The sequence below is a fragment of the Serratia sp. KG1D genome, assembly GCF_037150675.1.
In the GTDB taxonomy this organism is placed as follows: domain Bacteria; phylum Pseudomonadota; class Gammaproteobacteria; order Enterobacterales; family Enterobacteriaceae; genus Serratia; species Serratia nematodiphila.
In genome coordinates this window covers 470,819-491,782 of sequence record NZ_JBAGIH010000002.1, presented here as the reverse complement: position 1 = coordinate 491,782, position 20,964 = coordinate 470,819, and the positions used below count along the sequence as shown (strand labels likewise).

Here is a 20,964-nt window from a genome sequence, read left to right as displayed (position 1 = left end):
GTTGCTGGCCTACTGTCCTGGTTGTTCCAGAGCTTTTAAATACTCGTAAATAGCCACCTGGGCGCGCACTTTGCGGCGGTTGCCGCGCGGCACGTACTGGTTGCTCAGTTCTTTATCCACATAACGGGCCTTGACCGTATCGCTGAACAGGATCTCCAGAATGTCCAGAACGCGCTGTTTCAGCGCCGGATCCAGCAGCGATACCGCCACTTCGATACGGTAATCTATGTTGCGGGTCATCCAGTCGGCGGAGGACAGATACACCCGTTTGTCACCTTTGTTGTCGAAAACGTAAACCCGATCGTGTTCCAAAAAGCGATCGACGATGCTGATCACCTGAATATTGTCGCTGATCCCCGGCAGGTTGGGAATCAGGGAACACATGCCCCGCACCAGCAGACGGATCTTCACGCCGGCGCCGGACGCGGTATATAACCGATCTACCAGCCCTTTATCCACCAGATTATTTATTTTCAACATAATGCCGGCCTGTTCCCCGGCCTGGGCGTTGGCGATTTCGTTGTCGATCAGCTCATACAGCTTCAGGCGCGAGTTCTGCGGCGACACCATCAGGTTATCGAAGGTGACCGGGCGGTAGGGGTTCTCGATAAAGTTGAATACCCGGCGCACTTCGTTGGTGATGCGCGAGTCGGCGGTCAACAGCGAATAGTCGGTGTAGATGCGCGCGGTTTTTTCGTTAAAGTTGCCGGTGCCGATATGAGCATAGCGCACAATTTCATCGCCTTCACGGCGCGAAATCAGGAACAGTTTGGCGTGGATTTTCAGCCCCGGCGCCGAGAAGATCACGTGCACGCCGGCTTCGGTCAGGCGCTTCGCCCAATGAATGTTGGCCTCTTCGTCGAAGCGCGCCTGCAGCTCGACCACCACCGTGACCTTTTTGCCGTTGTGCGCGGCGTGGATCATCGATTCGATGATGCGCGAGTCTTTCGCCACGCGGTAGATGTTGATTTTGATCGCCAGTACGCTCGGATCGAACGACGCCTGGCGCAGCAGCTCCAGCACGTGTTCAAAGGTGTGGTACGGGTAGTAGAGCAGCACGTCCTTTTCGCGAATGGCGTCGAAGCCGTTGCGGAAACCGTCGAACCAGATGTGGCGCAGGCGCGGCAGCGGCTTGTTGACCAGATTGGCCTTGCCGACGTTCGGGAAGCTGATGAAGTCTTTAAAGTTGTGATAGCGGCCGCCGGCGATCACCGAATCGTAGTTGGAGATGCCCAGCTTGCCGCGCAGCAGCTCCACCATCTCGTTCGGCATGTCGCGCTGATAAACGAAGCGCACCGGCTCGGCGGTGAGGCGCTGTTTCAGGCTGGAGGACATCAGCTCCAGCAGGCTGGATTCCATTTCGGTGACCAGATCGTATTCGGCGTCACGGGTCATCTTCATCGAATAGGCGTTGAGCGCGTCGTAGTCGAAGAAGCCCTTGAAGATATCGTCCAGGCAATAGCGCAGGATGTTGTCGAGCAGGATCATCGGCTTACGGCGGCGCGGCGCTTCCGGCGGCAGATTGACGAAGCGCGGCACCTTGTCGGACGGGATTTCCAGCAGCGCATAGTCGATGCGCGCGCCGCGGATGATCTCCACCGCCAGATAGGTGTAATCGTCTTTCAGGAACTGCACCAGGTTGGTGTCGTGGTTGATCAGGATCGGCGTGATGTGCTGGCGCAGGTGCTGTTTGAAATATTGCCGCAGCCAGATTTGCTGGTTCTCGGACACCTGGCGTTCGTTGATCAGGAAGATCTGGTTGCGCGCCATTTCCAGCAGCAGATCGTTGTACAGACCGTCGAACTCCTGATCGGTCTTCAGCACCTTGGCCTGGATCTTTTTCAGCAGATGGCGTGAGGAACCTGCGGAGCCTTGCTCTTCGCTGATCAGGATGCGCCGTTTGAGATCGGCGAAGCGGACTTTATAGAACTCGTCGAGGTTGTTGGAGTAAATGCCCAGAAAACGCATACGTTCAATCAGGGGATTGCTCTTATCTGCGGCTTCCTGCAACACGCGCTCATTAAAGGATAACCAGCTTAGTTCTTTTTCGATGTAGAGCTTTTCCTGACCCATTGCCACTCCAGTTCAAATTTAGAATAGGATCCGGGACGCAGCGCCCGGATGCCGCTCTAGTGTCCTTCATCATTATTGCGAGAGATTGACAGGAAAGTCCAACATATCCATTGCGTTGGCGCGCGGCGTTTCTCGGCGGCAATAAATTTTCCCCGCGGCGGGATGCCCGGCAGTGAAACGATCAGCATGAAATGACGGTTAGCAGGCTTATTCTTGGCGTTATAAAGCGTGTTTATGGTCATTTTTCAGCAATATATCAAATTCATATTGTCTGATGGCAGTGTAAAAAACCTGAGTTATGGCGGGTAACTTTGTCATGCAAACGTCATAAAACTGACATAAGATGCCCGGTTATCTTACGGCGCAAGCCCGATTACATCAGCGACAGCGAGACACATGACACAGACGACGGCCAATCAACATCCCCGAGATCGCATGCGCGGGCGCATCGACCGCGGCGTGCAGGCGGCAGTGACCGCCAGCGGGCTGATGGTGCTGATGACGTTGATGCTGATCTTCGTTTATCTGCTGTTCGCGGTGCTGCCGTTGTTCAAACCCGCCTCGCTCGGCCAGGCGCAGCCGCTGCCGTTCACGGTATCGGCCCCGGCGCTGGCGCTGGGCATGGACGTGCAGCAGCGCGTCGGTTATCGCATCGACGCGCAGGGCGCGGGGCAATTTTATCGTCTGACGCCGGTGCCGAGCGGCCAGGCCCAGACGCCGCTGGCGCAGCAGACGCTGTTGGCCAAACCGACGCTGCTCGCGCAGGCCGCCGGCGAGCGCGATCTGTTCGCGTTGGCGCAGGCCGACGGCCGGTTGGTGGTGGCGCGCGCGGATTTCGCCACGGCGGAAAACGGCCGGCCGCAGTGGCAGTTCCCGCTCGGGCAGCAGCCATTGGCGCTGGATCCACAGCGCAAGCCGCTGAAACTGCTGTCGCTGGCGGATGCGCATCGCGGGCAGTATCTGCTGGCCGGAGTGACCGACGATCGGCGGCTGGTGTTCGGCCGCTTCAGCCCCGACCGGCCGCCACAGTTCAGCGAGCGGCCGCTGGAGCACGACGGGGAGCAACTGGTGCTGACGCCGGATGGCCGCCAGCTTTATCTGCTGACCGGCAACCGACTGGCGCGTTACCAGATCGACGGCGCACAGCTGCAGCTGCGCGAAACGCGCATCTTGGGCGAACACGCCCCGTATCAGATGACGGCGCTGCCCGGCGGCAGCGCGCTGCTGATCAAGGGCGCCGACGGCAATCTGCGCGAGTGGTTCGAGGTGGAAAAAGATCGGCGCTGGCGCCTGACGCCGGTGCAGCATTTCGACCACGGCGCCGACGGGCAGGAGCTGACGGTGGCTGAGCCTTACCGCCGGGTGTTCGCCACCCTGCGGCCCGATGGCGGCTTCTCGCTGTTCTCCGCCATTCAACCGCAGCCGCTGCTGAATACCCGTTTGGGCGCCGAGGTGCGGCAGATGGCGTTCGCGCCGCGCGGCGATGGCCTGCTGCTGGAGAGCGCGCAGGGCTGGCAACGCTATGCGCTCGACAACCCGTATCCGGACGTCACCTGGCGTTCGTTGTGGGGCAAGGTGTGGTATGAGAACTACCCGCAGCCGGCCTATGTCTGGCAGTCCACCTCCGGCGAAGACAGTTACCAACCCAAATTCAGCCTGATGCCGGTGATCTTCGGCACCTTTAAGGCGGCGGCTTACGCGATGCTGTTCGCCATCCCGCTGGCCTTGGCCGGCGCCATCTATACCGCTTACTTTATGACGCCGGGGCTGCGGCGGGTGATCAAACCGGCTATCGAAGTGATGGGCGCGCTGCCGACGGTGGTGATCGGGCTGGTGGCCGGCATTTGGCTGGCGCCGATCATCGAGCAGTATCTGTTGGCGGTGCTGGCGTTGCCGCTGCTGCTGGCGGCGGCGGTGCTGCTGTGCGGCGCGTTGACCCATCGCTTTATGCCGCGCTGCCGGCCGGGCGTCGATCTGCTGTTGCTGCTGCCGCTGCTGGCGTTGACGGTGTGGCTGGCGCTCAACCTGGGGCCGCGGCTGGAGGTGGCGTTGTTCGGTGAGCCGCTGCATTTCTGGTTGGGGGATAATTATGACCAGCGCAATGCGCTGGTGGTGGGTGTGGCGATGGGTTTCGCGCTGGTGCCGATCATCTTCTCGCTGGCGGAGGACGCGCTGTTCAGCGTGCCGGCGACCCTGAGCCAGGGTTCTTTGGCGCTGGGCGCCACCCAGTGGCAGACGGTGATCAAGGTGGTGCTGCCATCCGCCAGCGCCGGCATTTTCTCCGCGCTGATGATCGGCTTTGGCCGCGCGGTGGGGGAAACCATGATCGTGCTGATGGCCACCGGCAACACGCCGATTATCGACGGCAGCCTGTTCCAGGGGCTGCGCGCGCTGGCGGCCAACATCGCCATTGAAATGCCGGAGGCGGTCTCCGGCAGCAGCCATTACCGCGTGCTGTTCCTGACCGCGTTGGTGCTGTTTGTCTTCACCTTCGTGTTCAACACGCTGGCGGAGGCGGTGCGCCTGCGGCTGCGCAAGCGCTACACGCCGAATCAGGAGGCGCCATGAAGAACTGGGTGAAGAGCGGGTCGCCGTGGATATGGCTGACCGCCGGTTCGGTGGCCGTCAGCCTGCTGGCGCTGATCGGCATTCTGTTGCTGCTGGCCGGACAGGGGATGCGCTATTTCTGGCCGAGTCCGGTTTATCAGTTCGAACTGAATCAGAACGGCGCCGGACCGGTGACGGTGATTGGCGAGTTGTATCAGCAGCAAAGCATTTCCCGGCGCCAGCTGGCCGAGGCGGGCGTTACGCCGCCGGGCGAGGCGCAGAGCGTCGAACGCTATCTGATTAAGGTCGGCAATCGCGAGCGCGAGGGGCAGGATTTCCGCACCTTGCTGGCCAGCGATATCCGCAGCCAAAGCACGCCGCACAGCCTGTTGGTGTTGGAACGCGACAGCCACGGCACCGCCTACGGCTATCTGGCGGGGCTGCTGGAAGACGGGCAACCGCTGACCGGCCGCCATCTGGGGCAGGCGTTGCAGCAAAGGCTGCCGCAAATCGCCGCGCTCTCGCGCCAGGCGCACGACATTCAATTCCGCGACATGGCGCGCATCAATCAGCAGTTTGACGCGCTGCGGCTGCGGGAAAAACGCCTGCAGCGCGACGATAAGCTGGACGCCCGCGCACAGGACGCCATCAAGGCCGAGCGGCTGGAGCTGCAGCGGCAGTATCAGCTGTTGTCCGAACGTCTGGCGGGGCTGAACCGCGATCGCCAGCGCGATGCGTTACTGCTGCGCGACATGCACGGGCAGACGTTGACCATTCCGCTCAGCCAGGTGCGCGATGCCTGGTACCCGAACGCCATGAGCACCACCGAGAAGCTGGCACACTGGGGCGAGCAGGTGAAGAAGTTCCTCACCGACAGCCCGCGCGAAGCGAATACCGAAGGCGGGGTGTTCCCGGCCATTTTCGGCACGGTGTTGATGGTGATCCTGATGTCGATCGTGGTGATGCCGTTTGGCGTGATCGCGGCGGTATATCTGCACGAGTATGCCGGCAACAATCTGCTGACGCGGGTGATCCGCATCGCGGTGGTCAACCTGGCCGGGGTGCCTTCGATCGTCTACGGTGTTTTTGGCCTCGGCTTCTTTGTTTACATGATTGGCGGCACGCTCGATCAACTGTTCTATCCTGAATCCTTGCCCAACCCGACCTTCGGCACGCCCGGCGTGCTGTGGGCGGCGCTGACGCTGGCGCTGCTGACGTTGCCGGTGGTGATCGTCGCCACCGAGGAAGGGCTGTCGCGCATTCCCGCCTCGCTGCGGCAGGGCTCGATGGCGCTGGGCGCCAGCCGGGCCGAGACGCTGTGGCGCATCGTGCTGCCGATGGCGGCGCCGGCGATGATGACCGGCCTGATCCTGGCGGTGGCGCGCGCCGCCGGGGAGACCGCGCCGCTGATGTTGGTGGGGGTCGTGAAATCGGTGCCGGTGCTGCCGGTGGACGAGATTTTCCCGTATCTGCACCTGGAGCGGAAGTTCATGCATTTGAGCTTCCAGATCTACGATATGGCATTCCAGAGCCCGAGCGTAGAGGCGGCGCGGCCGCTGGTGTTCGCCACCGCCTTCCTGCTGGTGACGATCGTGGTGAGTTTGAATCTGGCGGCGATGGGTATCCGCCATTCGTTGAGGGAGCGGTACCGAGCATGGTCGCAGTAACAATGACGCTATTTTTGGGGAGTGCGTAATGGGTTTGATGACGCCAGGCAGTTTGCCCCGGCTGGATGTCCAGCATCTCGACGATGAACAGACCGCGCTGGCGGTCAACGGCCTGAACCTGTTTTATGGCGATAAACAGGTGCTGCACGATATTTCGCTGCGTATCCCGAAGCACCGGGTGACGGCTTTGATTGGCCCCTCGGGCTGCGGTAAATCGACGCTGCTGCGCTGTTTCAACCGCATGAACGATCTGGTGGATAACTGCCGCATCGAGGGCGAACTGCAGCTGAACGGCGCGGCGATCTCCGGCGCGCAGATCGACGTGGCGGCGCTGCGGCGGCGGGTGGGCATGGTGTTCCAGCGGCCGAACCCGTTCCCGAAATCGATCTATGAAAACGTGGTGTACGGCCTGCGGCTGCAGGGCGTGCGCGACCGGCGTTTGCTGGATGAGGCGGTGGAGCGTTCGCTGCGCGCCGCCGCGCTATGGCATGAGGTAAAAGACCGGCTGCGTGAAAATGCGTTCCGCTTGTCCAGCGGCCAGCAGCAGCGCCTGGTGATCGCGCGCGCCATCGCCATCGAGCCGGAGGTGTTGCTGCTCGACGAGCCGACCTCGGCGCTGGATCCGATCTCCACGCTGACCATCGAAGAGCTGATTTCCGCACTCAAGCAGCGCTATAGCGTGGTGCTGGTGACGCACAACATGCAGCAGGCGGCGCGCGTCTCCGACTACACCGCCTTTATTCATCAGGGGCGGCTGGTGGAATACAACGACACCGACGCAATTTTTACCTCGCCGCGCCAGCGCCGCACCGAAGACTATATTACCGGGCGGTATGGGTGAGGGATGAGCGGCGCAAACCGGTGGGTTTATGCCGCTCATTGAATTTAAAGTCCAGCAGATATGGTTCGGTATCGCAATAAAAATCCTTTCATAATTATTTTTCCTACATTATTCATGCTATATAGAGGGTTCTCGATAAAAATCGGACCCTTGGTGATTTTTTAATTCATCATTTCATTTGTTTCTGCGTTTTATCGATGGATTAATAACTGTCTATAAAAGGAAATTATAAGCATGAATATTGATGAGGTTTATATCAAAGAATTATCTCTCCAGTTATTACCCCTACTGATCTCTGGAGTGGCATGGTGGTTTTTACGTTGGTTAAAGGGATATGATTCCCGACGACGTTGCCAGTTTGATAGCGTCAGCGATGTAAAACGCGTGTCCGTCCTGTCGCGTATTCAGAAATTGCGGGATGCGCCGCAGAGTGGCATGACGTTGCTGCAAATTAAAGCGCTATATGAAAGTATTGGGATCCGCCTGCCGGTATGGGTGGCGCATCAACTAGTGGACTATTTGGGCCGTGGACCGGTGGCATTGAACGACCTTGCGTTGAACAGTTTCTTGCGTCGTACTTCGCTTACAGCTAGCAAAAATGAAGACAACAAAGCATTTGCCCTCGATGTCAACCAGCTGTGTAAGCAGCGCTTTTTTGTGCTGATATTCTTTGTCGTCAGTGCGTTGGCTATCGCTTACGGTGTCTATACCAGCGTGCTTCCGTTGGGGGCCAGCGAAGCCACTGCCAGTAATATATTTTTGTTTTCATTATTCTTTTTCGCCTATTTGTTCTTGGCGTTGTTCGTTGTGGCTTGGTCGATTAATGAATGGGGATCCCTGCAGCACGCCAAGGCTTTCTGGCTGAAGTGGCAGCCCCACCTGTATCAAAACGAAGCGGAATATCAGGCGCATTGTCAGCATGCGTGCAATGTTGCGGCGCAGGAAAACGTACCTGATATCACTTTGGAGACCGCTGCTGATTTGCCACCGGCCGAAAAGCCACAACGTGGATGGCTGATGCGTAGGCTGGGCAAGAAAGATAATTAACTTCTAAGCGCCATATCAGAACATGGCTCTTAACGCGTTTTATCGGCGAGCCGCAGCACCACCCCCACCAGCAGCAACGCAGCGCCCGAGGCATAGAGCGGGAACCAGCGCGTCCACCAGAGCGGGGAAAACAGCGGGGTGCTATTGGGATCTGCAGGCGCGTAGCCGCTATAGGCATTCAGGCCGGCGGCGATGGCGATCATCGCCAGGCCGATAAAAAGCAGCAGGTTTGAGACGGTCGTCATGGCATTTTTCCTTTGTAGAGGCAGAGGGTTACTCTTACTATCACTATTAATTATTTTTCGATTAATTATCTTGAGGAATATTATTTGCTTTCGTATTCATCAGATTATTTCCTGACGATAAAATAGCATGCCTTAATACTAGCCACTTATTTCCCAATAAAAAACCCGCCTGGGCGGGTTTTCTCTTTTTTCTCGCGAATTGTCACTTCACCAGCGGCTTATCATTGGGCGTTTTGAACTTCGCCAGATATTGCGGCTGGAAAATGCACATGCGCAACACGGTGCGGTATTCGCCGTTGACGAAGAACTCGTCGATCAGCTCGCCTTCCACGTTAAAGCCCAGCTTGCTGTAGATGTGGATTGCCTTCGGGTTCTCCTTATCGACGATCAGGTACAGCTTGTACAGGTTCAGCACCGAGAAGCCGTAGTCCATCGCCAGCCGGGCGGCGGTGCTGGCATAGCCTTTGCCCTGGTGGGCGGGATCGATGATGATCTGGAATTCTGCGCGGCGGTGGATGTGATCGATCTCCACCAGCTCCACCAGGCCGACCTTGGCGCCTTCGTGCTCGATGATAAAGCGGCGCTCGCTCTGATCGTGGATGTGTTTGTCGTAGAGATCGGAAAGCTCGACAAAGGCTTCGTAGGGTTCTTCAAACCAATAGCGCATAACGCTGGCGTTGTTGTCCATCTGGTGGACGAACGACAGATCGTCCCGTTCCAATGGGCGTAACCTGACGCTGGCAGTGCTGGACATGTGGGCTCCTCTGTGCCGTGAAATTGTGCAAAGTATAACTTCACAGAATGGATGAAGGCGAAAAAAAACGGCGCCGCGTGGGCGCCGTTTAGGCAAGGTTCAGGCTGCGCGCATCAGTCGGCGGCGTGACCCTGCTCAGGCAGGCGTTCGCCGTCCAGCCAGGCGGCGCCATCGCGCATCGCCAGGCGGCCGTCGACGAACCAGCTCACCACCAGCGGATAGATCGTGTGTTCCTGGGTTTGCACCCGTTCAACCACGTCATCCTCTTCATCGTCAGCGAAAATCGGCACCTTGGCCTGCAAAATCACCGGGCCGCCGTCGAGCTGTTCGGTCACGAAGTGCACCGAGGTGCCGTGTTCGCTGTCGCCGTTGTCGATGGCCTGACGATGCGTATGCAGCCCCGGGTATTTCGGCAGCAGGGAAGGGTGGATGTTCAGCATGCGGCCGGCATAACGCTGCACGAACTGCGGGCTGAGGATGCGCATGTAGCCGGCCAGCACCACCAGATCGGGCTGATGTTGGTCGATGGCGTCCGCCAGCGCGGCGTCGAACGCCGTACGATCGGCGTAAGCCTTGGCATCCAGCGCCTGGGCGGCGATGCCCGCCGCTTCGGCGCGCTGCAGGCCGTAAGCCTGCGCCTTGTTGCTGAATACCGCCACGATCTCGGCGGCGATGCGGCCCTGCTGGCAGGCGTCAATCAGCGCCTGGAGATTGCTCCCCTGGCCGGAGACCAACACCACGATCTTTTTCATCAGTTGATGACCACTTGTTGTTCGTCGGAAGAGGCGGTCAGTTTACCGATTTTCCACGCTTTTTCACCTGCCGCGGTCAGCAGCGCGATGGCCGTTTCCACTTCGGCTTCCGGCAGGGCGATGACCATGCCTACGCCGCAGTTGAAGGTGCGGTACATTTCATGACGGCTGACGTTGCCGGCCTGCTGCAGCCAGGTGAACACCGCCGGCCACTGCCAGCTGGCTTCGTCGATCACCGCCTGCATGCCTTCCGGCAGCACGCGCGGAATGTTTTCCCAGAAGCCACCGCCGGTGAGGTGAGCGATGGCGTGGACGTCCGCCTTCTCGATCAGTTCCAGCACGGACTTCACGTAAATCTTGGTCGGCGCCAGCAGGTGGTCGGCCAGCGGTTTGCCTTCCAGCTGGGTGGCGGTCGGATCGGTGTTGCTCACTTCCAGGATCTTGCGCACCAGCGAGTAACCGTTGGAGTGCGGGCCGGAAGCGCCCAGGGCGATCAGCGCATCGCCGGACTGCACTTTGCTGCCGTCGATGATCTCGGATTTTTCGACCACGCCGACGCAGAAACCGGCCACGTCGTAATCTTCGCCGTGGTACATGCCCGGCATTTCAGCGGTTTCGCCGCCCACCAGCGCACAGCCGGACTGCTTGCAGCCTTCGGCGATGCCGGTGATCACGCTGGCCGCAGTGTCCACATCCAGCTTGCCGGTGGCGTAGTAGTCGAGGAAGAACAGCGGCTCGGCGCCCTGCACCACCAGATCGTTGACGCACATCGCCACCAGATCGATGCCGATGGTGTCGTGGCGTTTCAGATCCATCGCCAGACGCAGCTTGGTGCCCACGCCGTCGGTACCGGAAACCAGCACCGGCTCGCGGTATTTCTGCGGCAACGCACACAGGGCGCCAAACCCGCCCAGACCGCCCATCACTTCCGGGCGACGGGTCTGTTTAACTACACCTTTGATGCGATCTACCAATGCGTTGCCTGCATCGATATCGACACCTGCGTCTTTATAGCTGAGAGAGGTTTTGTCGGTCACTGCGCGATTCCCCACGACGGTTTGCGGTTTGAAAACTGTGCTTCCGATGTTGATTCCGGAATAAGGCGCGGCAATTCTAACAGCGCAGGCAAACGTTTGCGAGCGGCTTGTGAACCGGCTCCGCTTTTTCGTCATCTATACTGATATTCAAACTTTTGTTGATCCCGATCGGGCTATTGTGGGTGGCGCAGCGAAAAAAAGGAGGTATAATCCCGCGATTTTTTTGGCCGCAACCACCTTAATAGGAGAAAAATGATGAAGATCGTTGAGGTGAAACACCCGCTGGTAAAACACAAGCTTGGCCTGATGCGCGAAAATGACATCAGCACCAAACGCTTCCGTGAGCTGGCCTCAGAAGTGGGTAGTTTACTGACCTATGAAGCGACCGCCGATCTGGAGACGGAAAAAGTCACCATCGAAGGCTGGTGCGGGCCAGTTGAAGTGGACCAGATCAAAGGGAAAAAGATTACCGTAGTGCCAATCCTGCGCGCCGGTCTGGGCATGATGGAAGGGGTGCTGGAGCACGTGCCGAGCGCGCGCATCAGCGTGGTGGGCGTTTACCGCGATGAAGAAACCCTGGAGCCGGTGCCGTACTTCCAGAAGCTGGTTTCCAACATCGAAGAGCGTATGGCGCTGGTCGTCGACCCGATGCTGGCCACCGGCGGTTCGATGATCGCCACTATCGATCTGCTGAAGAAAGCCGGCTGCCACAGCATCAAGGTGCTGGTCCTGGTGGCGGCGCCGGAAGGCATCGCCGCGCTGGAGAAAGCGCACCCGGACGTTGAACTGTACACCGCCTCCATCGATCAGTGTCTGAACGATAAGGGCTACATCGTGCCTGGCCTGGGCGATGCGGGCGACAAGATATTTGGTACCAAGTAAACATTTGAGCCGACTTAACGAGTCGGCTTTTTTTTGACTAAAACCTATAAAACCAATAAACCGAGGAAAAACACACATGACCCGTCGCGCCATCGGCGTCAGCGAGCGCCCGCCGCTGCTCCAGACCATTCCGCTCAGCTTCCAGCACCTGTTCGCCATGTTCGGCGCCACCGTGCTGGTGCCTATCCTGTTCAAGATCAACCCGGCGACCGTGCTGCTGTTCAACGGCATCGGCACGCTGCTGTATCTGTTCATCTGTAAAGGCAAGATCCCGGCCTACCTCGGTTCCAGCTTCGCGTTTATCTCGCCGGTGCTGCTGCTGTTGCCGCTCGGTTACGAAGTGGCGTTGGGCGGTTTCATCATGTGTGGCGTGCTGTTCTGCCTGGTGGCGCTGATCGTGAAAAAGGCCGGCACCGGCTGGCTGGACGTGATGTTCCCGCCGGCGGCGATGGGGGCGATCGTCGCCGTCATCGGCCTGGAGCTGGCGGGCGTGGCGGCCAACATGGCGGGGCTGCTGCCGGCGGAAGGCACCAGCGCCGACTCGACCACCATCACCATTTCGCTGGTGACGCTGGCGGTCACGGTGCTCGGTTCAGTGCTGTTCCGTGGCTTCCTGGCGATTATCCCGATCCTGATCGGCGTGCTGGTGGGCTATGCGCTGTCGTTCTTCATGGGCGTGGTGGATTTGACTCCGATCCGCGAGGCGCACTGGTTCGCGCTGCCGACCTTCTACACTCCGCGCTTTGAGTGGTTCGCTATCTTCACCATTCTGCCGGCGGCGCTGGTGGTGATCGCCGAGCACGTTGGCCACCTGGTGGTGACCGCCAACATTGTGAAAAAAGACCTGATCCGCGATCCGGGCCTGCACCGCTCGATGTTCGCCAACGGCATCTCGACGGTATTCTCCGGCTTCTTCGGCTCCACGCCGAACACCACTTACGGTGAGAACATCGGCGTGATGGCCATCACCAAGGTCTACAGCACCTGGGTGATCGGCGGCGCGGCGGTGCTGGCGATCCTGTTGTCCTGCATCGGTAAGCTGGCGGCGGCGATCCAGGCGGTGCCGGTGCCGGTGATGGGTGGCGTTTCGCTGCTGCTGTACGGTGTGATCGGCGCCTCGGGCATTCGCGTGCTGATCGAGTCCAAAGTGGACTACAACAAAGCGCAAAACCTGATTTTAACCTCGGTGATCCTGATTATCGGCGTGAGCGGCGCCAAGGTGCACATCGGCGCGGCGGAGCTGAAAGGCATGGCGCTGGCGACCATCGTCGGCATTGGCTTGAGCCTGCTGTTCAAGGTCATCAGCCTGTTCCGCAAGGAAGAAGAGGTGCTCGACGCGCCGGACGAACCGGCAGAGCAGAAGTAACGAAAAGGGCAGCCCAGGGGCTGCCCTTTTGACTGATGGCATTCGCCTCAGCTGCGAATTTTGCGGTACACGAACAGCACCACGATGGCGCCGATAACCGCCACCACGAAGCTGCCGAAGTTGAAGCCGTCAACCTTGCCGTAGCCGAAGAAGGTGCTGATATAGCCGCCGACCACGGCGCCGACGATCCCCAGCACAACGGTCAGGATAAAGCCGCCGCCGTCTTTGCCGGGCATGATCCACTTAGCTAAAATACCGGCGATCAGGCCGAAGATAATCCAGGAAATAATCCCCATTTACTGCTCCTTACTTTATTGCTGAGTATGGCTTATTGCTGGGCGGCCGGTTGCGTATTGCCGTTCACCGCCGCATCTGTTTCTTGTTTCAACTCTTGCGCTTTGTTTTCGGCGCTGTTCTTGATGGCTTCGGTCTTGGCCTTGGCCTGCTCGGTCAGATCGTTGGCGCCGTTGATGGCGTCGTTCTTGATGGCCTTGGCCTGATCCACCAACTGCTGGCTCTGCTTGCCGGCGTCATCTTTGATCGCGGCGGCCTTGGCCTTGGCGTCGTTGGTGATGGCGTCCGCCTGCTTGGCGGCTTCATCTTTAATCGCCGAAGCTTTGTCCTTCAGCTGGTCAGCCTGCGTGTCGGCCTCTTTTTTGATTTCATCCGCCGTCGCTTTCGCCTTGTCCGTCAGATCGTCCGCTTTTTTCTGGGCGGCGTCTTTCATCTGCTCGGCGCTGTCTTTGGCTTTATCCAGGTTGGCGTCAACCTTGGACGAGTCATCACAGCCGGCAACCAACAACCCGATAAAGGAGGCCAACAGCACTTTATTCCATACTTTCATCGTCTATATCCTTGCAGAAACCTTGTTGATGGTGATTGCGTTTAGCCTACCTATACTAGGCCAGATTTGGCTTAAATGACAAATTTAACCTGCGCAGGCATGGGGTTAGGGAATGATATCGGATAATTCTTGCCTTGGCGGGGGCCGCAGCCAATCAAGCGGCGCTTAGGCATTGTTCACTATTGCGGCATAAGATCCTGCCGGTTCAACAGCGCCCGTTTTCTGTGTTAAACTGCCCACGTTTTTCTGCCAGTTTTGGTTGAGGTGCTTCTCTGAATACGCCGGCACAGCTTTCACTGCCACTTTATCTTCCCGATGATGAAACTTTCGCCAGTTTTTATCCGGGCGAGAACCCATCCCTATTAGCCGCGATCCAATCCGCCGTCCGTCAGGAACATGGCAGCTATATCTATTTCTGGTCGCGTGAAGGCGGCGGGCGCAGCCATTTGCTGCATGCGGCCTGCGCCGAGCTTTCGCAGAAGGGGGAAGCGGTGGGCTATGTGCCGCTCGACAAGCGCGCTTACTTCGTGCCTGAAGTATTGGACGGCATGGAACAGCTGGCGCTGGTCTGCATCGACAATATCGAATGCATCGCCGGCGACGAAGAGTGGGAGATGGCGATCTTCAACCTTTACAACCGCATCCTGGAAACCGGCCGCACCCGTTTGTTCATCACCGGGGATCGCCCGCCGCGTCAGCTGAACCTGCGTTTACCTGATTTGGCTTCACGTCTGGACTGGGGGCAGATCTACAAGCTGCAGCCGCTGTCGGACGAAGAGAAGCTGCTGGCGCTGCAGCTGCGCGGCAAACTGCGCGGCTTCGAGCTGCCGGAAGACGTGGGCCGCTTCCTGCTGAAGCGGCTGGATCGCGAGATGCGCACGCTGTTTATGACCCTCGATCAGCTCGATCGCGCCTCGATCACTGCCCAACGCAAGCTCACCATTCCGTTCGTTAAAGAAATTCTGGGGCTGTAGCCGCTACCGTAAAAGAAAGGGCGCAATAGTCCGCGCCCGAATTCGAATTTACAAAATCTCCAGCACCTGCTCCGGTGGCCGGCCGATGCGCGCCTTGCTGCCTTTCACCACGATCGGGCGTTCGATCAGTTTCGGGTTCGCCGTCATCGCCGCCAGCAGTTGCTCTTCGCTCAGGCTGTCGTCCGCCAGCTTCAATTCCTTGTACAGATCTTCTTTTTTGCGCATCAGATCGCGCGCCGATGTGAAGCCCAGTTCTTTCAATAGTTTTTTCAGCTCATCGACCGTAGGGGGCGTATCGAGGTACAGCACTACCTTGGGATCGACACCGTGCTGCTCCAGCAGCGCCAGGGTTTCACGGCTCTTGGAGCAGCGCGGGTTATGGTAAATCGTGACGTTTTTCATGGCGTTCATTCCTTGTTGAATCAGCTGCGCTGGTATTGGCGGAAGCGCTGTTGCAGTTGGCGCAGCTGGTCGATGCGCGCATCGTAGCGCGCCTGTTTCAGGCTGCCGAGTTTCTGCAGCGAGCTGGCATTGCTGAGCAGGCCGATGGCCTGATCGAGCCGGCCGGTCAGCGCCAGGCTTTCGGCGCGGGCCGACAGCTCTTCATCGCGCAGCCCCTGAGCGGCGCTGGCCTGCGCCAGCAGATCCCAGCCGTTCGGATCGTCCGGATGGGCAAAGGTGTAGCGGTTCAGGATCTTCGACGCCTGCGCCGGCTGGTTGCCTTCGACATAGGCGTTGGCCAGATTGAGCTGCAGCACCGGGTTGTTGCTCTGGGCGGCGTTGGCCGCCTGCAGCCGTGCGATGGCCTGCGGCGCGCGTTTCTGACCGAGATCGATGTCGGTCATCAGGTCGATCAGCCAGACGTTTTTCGCATCCTGCGCCAGCATCGGCTGAATGATGTTGCGCGCGTCGTCGTATTTTTTCGCTTCATAGAACAGAATGGCGCGGCCGTATTTGGCGGCCGCCTGTTCGCGCACGTTGCCCTTGCTGAGTGAGCCGAGCAACTCTTCGTTCAGGCCGTAGCCTTCCGAGCTGTACATGCCCAGTGCGCGCACCTTGGCCATCAGGTAATCCTGCGAAGACTGCACGATGTGTTTCGGCATCTGGTTGGCGCGGTTGCGCGCGTCGGAGAGGCGGCTGTCCGGCAGCGGGTGCGTCAGCAGCATTTCCGGCGGCTTGGAGGCGTAGCGAGACTGATCCGAGAGTTTCTGCAGGAAGTCGGGCATCGCTTCCGGATCGAAACCGGCGCGCTGCAGCACCTGAATGCCGATGCGGTCGGCTTCCTGTTCGTTCGATTGGGTAAAGCTGATCATGCCTTGCTGGGTGCCGGCCATGGTGCCGCTCAGCGCCGCCATGCCCATGGTCGGGTTGGCCATCGCCAGCAAAATGGAACCGAGTGCGCCCACCCAGGTCAGCGGGGCGTTGCGCTGCTGATCTTCCATGGCGCGCGCCAGGTGGCGCTGGGTAACGTGCGAGATTTCGTGCGCCAGCACCGAAGCCAGCTGGCTTTCGTTGTCGCTGACGCGAAACAGCGCGGAGTGCAGCACCACGTTGCCGCCGAAGAAGGCGAAGGCGTTGATCTCGTCGTTGCGCACCAGATAGAAATGGAACGGCGTGCGCACCGAATAGGCGCTGGCCACCAGCCGGTTGCCCAACTGATTGATGTACTGGCTCAGCAGCGGATCGTTGATCAGCGGGGCGCTGGCGCGCAGTTGGCGCACATAGAAATCGCCCATCGCCAGCTCTTGTCCGATGCTCAGGGTGCCGCCGGCGGAGGTGCCCATATCCGGCAACTGGTCCTGGCTTTCCGCCTGTGCTGGCGCCAGGGCGGTGGCGTTCAGCGTGCTGAGCAGCAGCACCGCTAACGCGGTTTTGGTCAACCGGTTGGTCATAGTCAGGCGTTTCCCTTAAATAATCATTTCTAAGACGTCAGCAGCAGACAAGAGTTCTTTATTCCCGCGGCGCAATCCGCGCGAAAGTGCGGCGGCTCACAAACCGCGGCGGCGGCACCCATCACATCATAGTCAGCCGCAGGCGACAAGGAAACGTTAGCCGAGCGCGAATCGAGCAAAAAAGTTTTATTTTTCATTTTGAAGGGCGCTTTTTCGTCGCTGGCGACATGCATTTTGAATTAAACGCAGACAAAGTTGATCTGTGTTTTATTGACAGGATAAACGCAGACTCATATAGTCTGCGTTATTGAAGATTCACTGACGGTCGAAAACGGACATATGGCGTACATCACAACCAGCGTTGAATATGGCATCCACTGCCTGCTGTGGCTGGTCGGCGATAACCAGCGCGCACTCAGCAGCCGCGAACTCGCCGAGCTGCAGGGCATCTCCCCCAGCTTTCTGGCCAAGATTTTTCCCAAGCTGGAAAAGGCGGGGATCGTCGCCGCCAGTGAAGGGGTGCGCGGCGGTTACCGGTTGGCCCGTCCGGCGGACGAGATCAGTTTTCTGGAAATTATCGACGCCATCGAGGGGCACAAGCCGCTGTTCGATTGCCAGGAGGTGCGCGGGCGTTGTGCGGTGTTCGATGATTCCCCGCCGGATTGGGCGGTCTCCGGCAAATGCGCTATCCATGCGGTGATGCTGCAGGCGGAGAAGGCGATGCGCGACGCACTGGCGGCGCAGACCCTCGGCGCCGTCGCGGCCCGCTTTGGCCGCAAAGCGCCGCAAGGCTTCTTCGGTGAGGTCAATCTCTGGCTCGACGAACGCATGACGGAACGCACCGCGCGCAGCGGCAAAACGGCGCGCGCCAAGACCTAAGCTCCGCCTTTCCTTAAAGAAAGCAAACACACTTATTCCCGCCTCCTCGGAAGGGGCGGGCGGGCCTTCTGCACCCTGCTACGGGAGCGGAACGGCATCGTTCATCCGAAAACACTGCGGGCACGCCTTATCGCCCGGTTAACCCTGTATGAAGGAGTCATCTCATGACGCAAAAAATAGTGATCGCCGGTTCCGGTTTTGCCGGTTTTTGGGCCGCCGTGTCCGCCATGCGCGCCATTACCCTCGCCGGTAAGCATGACGATATCGAGGTGCTCATGGTCTCGCCGACCCCAACGGTCACCATCCGCCCGCGCCTTTATGAAGCGGTGTTGGAAAACATGAACCCGGACATTTCCGCGCAGCTCGCCGCCGTCGGCGTGCGGCACCTGGCCGGGGTTGTTGAGCGTATCGATGCCGCTGCTAAAACGCTCACGGTGGCGCCGACGGCGGGGGAACCCCTTGAGTTGGCCTACGATCGTTTGGTGTGGGCCACCGGCAGCCGGCTGTCCGTGCCTGCGGTGCCGGGCTTTGCCGAATACGGTTTCAACGTCGATACGCTGGAAAGCGCTCAGCGTTTGGGCGCCCATATCAATGCGCTGGCGGCCAAAACTTCGACGCCTGCGCGCAACACCGCCGTGGTGGTGGGCGCGGGGCTGACCGGGCTGGAGAGCGCGGCGGAGATGCCGCAGCGACTGCGGGATGCGCTGGGCAAAGACGAGAACGTGCGCGTGGTGATCGTCGATACCGCGCCGGAAGTAGGCGCGGGGATGGGGGCAGAGCCGGGGGCGGTGATACGCCAGGCGTTGGCGGAGTGCGGCGTGGAAGCGCGGGCCGGCCTGCGCGTCTCGGCCATCGACGCTGAGGGAGTGATGCTGTCGAACGGTGAGCGTATCGCTGCCAACACGGTGATCCTGGCGGCGGGCGTGCGGGCGCATCCGCTGACCGAGCAGATCCCTGGCGAGCGCGACGGTAGCGGCCGGGTGATCGGCGATGCCTTCCTGCGCGCGCCGGCGGCGGCGGGCATTTTCGTGACCGGCGATACGGTGAAGGCGGCGACCGACGATCTCGGTAATCACAACCTGATGACCTGCCAGCATGCGATGAGCCTTGGCCGCGTGGCCGGCCACAATGCGGCGGCGGAGCTGGCGGGGTTGCCGACGCATCCGTACAGCCAGCCGAAGTATGTGACCTGCCTGGATCTGGGGCCCTGGGGCGCGCTCTATACCGAAGGCTGGCAGCGCCAGGTGCGCTTTACCCGCCAGGAAGGCAAAAAGATTAAGCAGGAGATCAACACGCAGTGGATTTATCCACCGGCGGCGGATCGCGAGGCGCTGTTCGCCATCGCCAATCCGGATTTCGTGATTGTGCCTTAAGGTCGTCAAAACGGGAGCGGCAACGTTCCCGTCGTCATTTTCCCAACGGCAGGAACGAACGCTCCGGCACCACGGTTTTCATCACCAGCGTGGAGCTCAGGCGCTGCACGCCCGGCAGGGCGGAGAGCTTCTCGTCGTAAAGCTGCTGGAAGGCGGGCAGATCGCGGGCGATAACGTGCAGCAGATAGTCGGGATCGCCAAACAACCGCTGTGCCTGCACCACCTGCGGAATGTCCACCATGGCGTTTTCGAAGGTTTCAACGGCGCGGCGATCGCCTTCGCGCATGGTGACGAACACCAGGGCGGAAAAGTTATAGCCCAGGCTGCCGGGATCGAGTTGGGCGCGGTAACCCCTGATCACCCCGGACTCCTCTAATGCCCGCACCCGGCGGTGACAGGGGGACACGCTCAAACCGATCCGCTCGGCCAGCTCGGTCACCGACAACCGCCCGTCGGCCTGCAGTTCAGCAAGAATCTTGCGATCAATCTTATCCATTTGGAAAAAATTCCCCATTTATGCCGATTTCAGGCAAGTAATTGAAAGCACATTTTAACGTCATGAGGATATTCTTGCCATCTGTTGAACGGTTTTGACGGCCGCCGCGGCAGGCGGAGGCCGTTCTTCTTCCACGAGGAAAGCGCAATGGTTCTCTGTTCGGTATGGCGCGGTGCGTTTGAGAGGGCGCCGGCATGACGCTCGCTCTGTTCGCCGCGTTTTGGGCGGTGTCGATTTTGTTGGTGATCACGCCGGGTATGGATTGGGCCTATGTGATCTCGGCGGGTATTCGCGGCCGCGTGGTGGTACCCGCCGTCGCCGGTTTGCTGTTTGGCCATTTGTTGATGATTGCGATCGTGGTGGCGGGTGTCGGCGCGCTGCTGGTCGGCAACCCGCTGGCGCTGACGGCGCTCACCCTGTTGGGGGCGGCTTACCTCTTGTGGATCGGTTTCAACATGCTGTTGCACCCGCCGGTGCCCGGCGCCGGTGAAGATCAGCGTTCCGATTCCTGGCTGCGCTGGGCCGGCAAAGGCGTGTGCGTCAGCGGGCTAAACCCCAAGGTGTTTCTGCTGTTTCTGGCGCTGCTGCCACAATTTACCGACGCCCGAGCCGAATGGTCGGTGCCGGTGCAGATGCTGGCGTTGGGCGTCGTGCATTTGATCAGCTGCGGCCTGGTGTATCTGCTGGTAGGGTTTGGTTCGCAGTCGGTGCTGCGCACGCGTCCGCAGGCCGCGAAGGTGGTGGGGCGCATCTCCGGCGCGGCGATGATCGTCATCGCCCTCGGGCTGCTGGCCGAGCAGGCGCTGAAATAGCATTACCGTCGGTAGATGTCCGGCCGGGCGATCTGCCAGACAAAGTCGGGGCGGTTGATGGCCGAATAGCCCACTTTCTCATAGAGCCAGGGGGCGGTGCTGGTGACCAGCATGACTCGCCTCAGCGTCGCCATCAGCGGATGGGCCTGGCAACATTCCGCCAGCCACAGGCCCAGCCCGCTTTTTTGATGCGTCTCCAACACGTACACGTCGCACAGATAGCCGAAAGTGGCGTAATCGGTGACCAGCCGGGCGAAACCGATTTGCCTGGCGCCGTGATACAAACCGAAGCACAGACTGTGGGCGAGCGACTGGCGGACGGTCTCCTTGTCAATGCCCTCTGCCCATGACGAACGGGTCAGAAACGCATGAATAGCATCGAGATCCAGCAGAACGGGATCGGTGCTGACGAGATAGTCCGCACGCCGCCACTCCAGTGGGGCAGGGGTTGTCATGATGGCTCTTCTCCTGTGCAAGCGTTCA

At 59.7% G+C, this 20,964-nt stretch carries 21 protein-coding genes; 10 read left to right on the top strand and 11 right to left on the bottom strand.

Annotated elements, in window-relative coordinates:
• Positions 1-9 precede the first annotated feature (9 nt).
• Entirely contained in the window at positions 10-2,073 is a 2,064-nt protein-coding gene (gene ppk1 / locus WFM45_RS14110; protein ID WP_004941606.1) for a polyphosphate kinase 1, read from the bottom strand.
• A 396-nt stretch (positions 2,074-2,469) separates the two neighbouring features.
• Here ppk1 and WFM45_RS14105 point away from each other — a divergent pair, with 396 nt between their 5' ends.
• The 4 genes from WFM45_RS14105 (at position 2,470) to WFM45_RS14090 (ending at position 8,175) form a co-directional block, all read left to right on the top strand.
• The gene (locus WFM45_RS14105) at positions 2,470-4,641 is read left to right on the top strand and encodes an ABC transporter permease subunit (protein ID WP_085337335.1); all 2,172 of its coding nucleotides are present in this window, start codon (positions 2,470-2,472) and stop codon (positions 4,639-4,641) included.
• Positions 4,638-6,287 carry a phosphate ABC transporter permease PstA gene (gene pstA, locus WFM45_RS14100; RefSeq protein WP_085337336.1) on the top strand — a complete coding sequence of 550 codons (1,650 nt, stop codon included), beginning with the start codon at positions 4,638-4,640 and terminating at the stop codon, positions 6,285-6,287. Before WFM45_RS14105 ends, pstA begins: the two co-directional genes overlap by 4 nt.
• A 28-nt stretch (positions 6,288-6,315) precedes the next feature.
• Entirely contained in the window at positions 6,316-7,128 is an 813-nt protein-coding gene (gene pstB / locus WFM45_RS14095; protein ID WP_004941613.1) for a phosphate ABC transporter ATP-binding protein PstB, read from the top strand.
• A 234-nt stretch (positions 7,129-7,362) separates the two neighbouring features.
• Entirely contained in the window at positions 7,363-8,175 is an 813-nt protein-coding gene (locus tag WFM45_RS14090; RefSeq protein WP_336956112.1) for a hypothetical protein, read from the top strand.
• Positions 8,176-8,204: 29 nt separating this feature from the next.
• Here WFM45_RS14090 and WFM45_RS14085 read toward each other — a convergent pair whose 3' ends face one another.
• From WFM45_RS14085 to purM, 4 genes are all read right to left on the bottom strand, one after another.
• Entirely contained in the window at positions 8,205-8,420 is a 216-nt protein-coding gene (locus tag WFM45_RS14085; protein WP_242141731.1) for a hypothetical protein, read from the bottom strand.
• Between the two features lie 202 nt (positions 8,421-8,622).
• A complete protein-coding gene (gene speG, locus WFM45_RS14080; RefSeq protein WP_004941631.1) occupies positions 8,623-9,174 on the bottom strand; it encodes a spermidine N1-acetyltransferase in 552 nt (183 codons plus the stop codon).
• A gap of 113 nt (positions 9,175-9,287) precedes the next feature.
• Entirely contained in the window at positions 9,288-9,926 is a 639-nt protein-coding gene (purN, locus tag WFM45_RS14075; protein WP_021504400.1) for a phosphoribosylglycinamide formyltransferase, read from the bottom strand.
• Positions 9,926-10,963 carry a phosphoribosylformylglycinamidine cyclo-ligase gene (gene purM / locus WFM45_RS14070; protein ID WP_033632401.1) on the bottom strand — a complete coding sequence of 346 codons (1,038 nt, stop codon included), beginning with the start codon at positions 10,961-10,963 and terminating at the stop codon, positions 9,926-9,928. Before purM ends, purN begins: the two co-directional genes overlap by 1 nt.
• A 255-nt stretch (positions 10,964-11,218) precedes the next feature.
• Between purM and upp the strand changes: the two genes are divergently transcribed.
• Positions 11,219-11,845 carry a uracil phosphoribosyltransferase gene (gene upp / locus WFM45_RS14065; protein ID WP_004941642.1) on the top strand — a complete coding sequence of 209 codons (627 nt, stop codon included), beginning with the start codon at positions 11,219-11,221 and terminating at the stop codon, positions 11,843-11,845.
• Positions 11,846-11,921: 76 nt separating this feature from the next.
• Entirely contained in the window at positions 11,922-13,211 is a 1,290-nt protein-coding gene (gene uraA / locus WFM45_RS14060; protein ID WP_021504398.1) for a uracil permease, read from the top strand.
• 47 nt (positions 13,212-13,258) lie between these two features.
• Here the strand turns inward: uraA and WFM45_RS14055 are convergent, their stop codons facing one another.
• Both WFM45_RS14055 and WFM45_RS14050 read right to left on the bottom strand, forming a co-directional pair.
• The gene (locus tag WFM45_RS14055) at positions 13,259-13,507 is read right to left on the bottom strand and encodes a GlsB/YeaQ/YmgE family stress response membrane protein (protein WP_004941647.1); all 249 of its coding nucleotides are present in this window, start codon (positions 13,505-13,507) and stop codon (positions 13,259-13,261) included.
• A gap of 32 nt (positions 13,508-13,539) precedes the next feature.
• Positions 13,540-14,055 (bottom strand): E3 ubiquitin--protein ligase, encoded by a 516-nt coding sequence (locus WFM45_RS14050; protein WP_336956108.1) that lies wholly within the window; start codon positions 14,053-14,055, stop codon positions 13,540-13,542.
• A gap of 272 nt (positions 14,056-14,327) precedes the next feature.
• Here WFM45_RS14050 and hda point away from each other — a divergent pair, with 272 nt between their 5' ends.
• A complete protein-coding gene (gene hda / locus WFM45_RS14045) occupies positions 14,328-15,029 on the top strand; it encodes a DnaA inactivator Hda (protein WP_025159568.1) in 702 nt (233 codons plus the stop codon).
• Between the two features lie 48 nt (positions 15,030-15,077).
• Here hda and arsC read toward each other — a convergent pair whose 3' ends face one another.
• A complete protein-coding gene (arsC, locus tag WFM45_RS14040; protein WP_015378717.1) occupies positions 15,078-15,431 on the bottom strand; it encodes an arsenate reductase (glutaredoxin) in 354 nt (117 codons plus the stop codon).
• A gap of 20 nt (positions 15,432-15,451) precedes the next feature.
• A complete protein-coding gene (locus tag WFM45_RS14035) occupies positions 15,452-16,921 on the bottom strand; it encodes a beta-barrel assembly-enhancing protease (protein WP_033632402.1) in 1,470 nt (489 codons plus the stop codon).
• Positions 16,922-17,260: 339 nt separating this feature from the next.
• Between WFM45_RS14035 and WFM45_RS14030 the strand changes: the two genes are divergently transcribed.
• Together WFM45_RS14030 and WFM45_RS14025 are read left to right on the top strand one after the other, a co-directional pair.
• Complete coding sequence (locus WFM45_RS14030) at positions 17,261-17,800, top strand: RrF2 family transcriptional regulator (protein ID WP_004941666.1); 540 nt, start codon at positions 17,261-17,263, stop codon at positions 17,798-17,800.
• A 164-nt stretch (positions 17,801-17,964) separates the two neighbouring features.
• Positions 17,965-19,173: an NAD(P)/FAD-dependent oxidoreductase gene (locus WFM45_RS14025; protein WP_033632404.1), complete on the top strand. Its 1,209-nt coding sequence runs from the start codon at positions 17,965-17,967 to the stop codon at positions 19,171-19,173.
• A 34-nt stretch (positions 19,174-19,207) separates the two neighbouring features.
• Here WFM45_RS14025 and WFM45_RS14020 read toward each other — a convergent pair whose 3' ends face one another.
• On the bottom strand, positions 19,208-19,669 hold the full coding sequence (locus WFM45_RS14020; RefSeq protein ID WP_004941672.1) for an Lrp/AsnC family transcriptional regulator: 462 nt from the start codon (positions 19,667-19,669) through the stop codon (positions 19,208-19,210).
• A gap of 194 nt (positions 19,670-19,863) precedes the next feature.
• Here WFM45_RS14020 and WFM45_RS14015 point away from each other — a divergent pair, with 194 nt between their 5' ends.
• A complete protein-coding gene (locus tag WFM45_RS14015) occupies positions 19,864-20,481 on the top strand; it encodes a LysE family translocator (protein ID WP_123892325.1) in 618 nt (205 codons plus the stop codon).
• Positions 20,482-20,483: 2 nt separating this feature from the next.
• On the opposite strand, the gene WFM45_RS14010 is transcribed toward WFM45_RS14015, so the two are convergent.
• On the bottom strand, positions 20,484-20,936 hold the full coding sequence (locus WFM45_RS14010) for a GNAT family N-acetyltransferase (RefSeq protein WP_156865793.1): 453 nt from the start codon (positions 20,934-20,936) through the stop codon (positions 20,484-20,486).
• Between the last annotated feature and the right edge of the window lie 28 nt (positions 20,937-20,964).

Bases quoted from the DNA above. Each gene is read 5' to 3' on its own strand.
- ppk1 (WP_004941606.1), bottom strand. From the start codon at position 2,073: ATGGGTCAGGAAAAGCTCTACATCGAAAAAGAACTAAGCTGGTTATCC.
- WFM45_RS14105 (WP_085337335.1), top strand. From the start codon at position 2,470: ATGACACAGACGACGGCCAATCAACATCCCCGAGATCGCATGCGCGGG.
- pstA (WP_085337336.1), top strand. From the start codon at position 4,638: ATGAAGAACTGGGTGAAGAGCGGGTCGCCGTGGATATGGCTGACCGCC.
- pstB (WP_004941613.1), top strand. From the start codon at position 6,316: ATGGGTTTGATGACGCCAGGCAGTTTGCCCCGGCTGGATGTCCAGCAT.
- WFM45_RS14090 (WP_336956112.1), top strand. From the start codon at position 7,363: ATGAATATTGATGAGGTTTATATCAAAGAATTATCTCTCCAGTTATTA.
- WFM45_RS14085 (WP_242141731.1), bottom strand. From the start codon at position 8,420: ATGACGACCGTCTCAAACCTGCTGCTTTTTATCGGCCTGGCGATGATC.
- speG (WP_004941631.1), bottom strand. From the start codon at position 9,174: ATGTCCAGCACTGCCAGCGTCAGGTTACGCCCATTGGAACGGGACGAT.
- purN (WP_021504400.1), bottom strand. From the start codon at position 9,926: ATGAAAAAGATCGTGGTGTTGGTCTCCGGCCAGGGGAGCAATCTCCAG.
- upp (WP_004941642.1), top strand. From the start codon at position 11,219: ATGAAGATCGTTGAGGTGAAACACCCGCTGGTAAAACACAAGCTTGGC.
- uraA (WP_021504398.1), top strand. From the start codon at position 11,922: ATGACCCGTCGCGCCATCGGCGTCAGCGAGCGCCCGCCGCTGCTCCAG.
- WFM45_RS14055 (WP_004941647.1), bottom strand. From the start codon at position 13,507: ATGGGGATTATTTCCTGGATTATCTTCGGCCTGATCGCCGGTATTTTA.
- WFM45_RS14050 (WP_336956108.1), bottom strand. From the start codon at position 14,055: ATGAAAGTATGGAATAAAGTGCTGTTGGCCTCCTTTATCGGGTTGTTG.
- arsC (WP_015378717.1), bottom strand. From the start codon at position 15,431: ATGAAAAACGTCACGATTTACCATAACCCGCGCTGCTCCAAGAGCCGT.
- WFM45_RS14035 (WP_033632402.1), bottom strand. From the start codon at position 16,921: ATGACCAACCGGTTGACCAAAACCGCGTTAGCGGTGCTGCTGCTCAGC.
- WFM45_RS14030 (WP_004941666.1), top strand. From the start codon at position 17,261: ATGGCGTACATCACAACCAGCGTTGAATATGGCATCCACTGCCTGCTG.
- WFM45_RS14025 (WP_033632404.1), top strand. From the start codon at position 17,965: ATGACGCAAAAAATAGTGATCGCCGGTTCCGGTTTTGCCGGTTTTTGG.
- WFM45_RS14020 (WP_004941672.1), bottom strand. From the start codon at position 19,669: ATGGATAAGATTGATCGCAAGATTCTTGCTGAACTGCAGGCCGACGGG.
- WFM45_RS14015 (WP_123892325.1), top strand. From the start codon at position 19,864: ATGACGCTCGCTCTGTTCGCCGCGTTTTGGGCGGTGTCGATTTTGTTG.
- WFM45_RS14010 (WP_156865793.1), bottom strand. From the start codon at position 20,936: ATGACAACCCCTGCCCCACTGGAGTGGCGGCGTGCGGACTATCTCGTC.